The organism is Clavibacter lycopersici, from assembly GCF_003576405.1.
Classification (GTDB): domain Bacteria; phylum Actinomycetota; class Actinomycetes; order Actinomycetales; family Microbacteriaceae; genus Clavibacter; species Clavibacter lycopersici.
This window is the reverse complement of record NZ_QWGT01000452.1, coordinates 1-880: the sequence shown is the minus strand read 5'-3', so window position 1 is coordinate 880 and position 880 is coordinate 1. Positions and strand designations below refer to the sequence as shown.

1 protein-coding gene is annotated in these 880 nt (G+C 79.0%); it reads right to left on the bottom strand.

Features of this window, described 5'->3' with window-relative positions:
• Positions 1–17: 17 nt before the first annotated feature.
• Positions 18–692, bottom strand: a complete 675-nt coding sequence (locus DZG00_RS15885) for a response regulator transcription factor (RefSeq protein WP_119455843.1) — start codon at positions 690–692, stop codon at positions 18–20.
• Positions 693–880: the final 188 nt, after the last annotated feature.

Sequence of the window (880 nt, the reverse complement as noted above, 5' to 3'; positions counted from 1 at the left end):
CGGGTGCGGCGGCGGGCTCAGCCGCGCGGGACGCGGGTCGCGGGCGGCAGCAGGCCCAGCTCCATCGCGAGGGTGACCGCGCGGGTCCGGTCGCCGACGCCGAGCTTCTCGAACACGTGCAGCAGGTGGGTCTTCACGGTGGCGGGCGTCACGTGCAGCTCGAGGGCGATGCGCGCGTTGGTGCGGCCGGCGGCCACGAGCGCGAGCACCTCGGTCTCGCGCGGGCTGAGCGTGGGCGTCGGGGCCGCGGGCTCGGCGGCGGGGCGCCCCACCTGCCGGACCAGCGCCGCGGCGATCGCGGGCGCGAGCGCGACCTCGCCGCGGGCCACCGCCCGGACGCCGGCGAGGATCTCCTCCTCCGGTGCGGCCTTCAGCAGGTAGCCGCTCGCGCCCGCCTCGATGGCGGTGAGGATGCTCGCGTCGGTCTCGTAGGTCGTGAGCACCAGCACGCGCACCTCGGGAGCCTCCTCGCGGATCCGCCCGGTCGCGCCGACGCCGTCCAGCCCCGGCATGCGGAGGTCCATGAGGACCACGTCGGGGCGCTCCGCGAGGGCCAGCGCGACAGCTGTCTCGCCGTCCGCCGCCTGGCCGACGACGTCGATGTCGTCCGCGGACGCGAGGAGCGCGGCGAGGCCCGCGCGGACGACGGGGTGGTCGTCGACGACGGCCACGCGGACGGGCCGGGGCGTCATGCGCGGGCCCGGGCGGGGGCGGCGGTCGGGGTCGGGGTCGGGGTCGACGTCGTCGGAGGCGCCGGGGTCCCCGTCGGGGCGGGTGCCGGCGCGGGGATGCGGTCGGCGTCGCGTCGATCGGCGGCGGGTGCCGCATGCGCCGGGATCCGGGCGGTCAGCCGCGTGCCGTCGGGACCGCTCGCGACGTC

Bases quoted from the DNA above. Each gene is read 5' to 3' on its own strand.
- DZG00_RS15885 (WP_119455843.1), bottom strand. From the start codon at position 692: ATGACGCCCCGGCCCGTCCGCGTGGCCGTCGTCGACGACCACCCCGTC.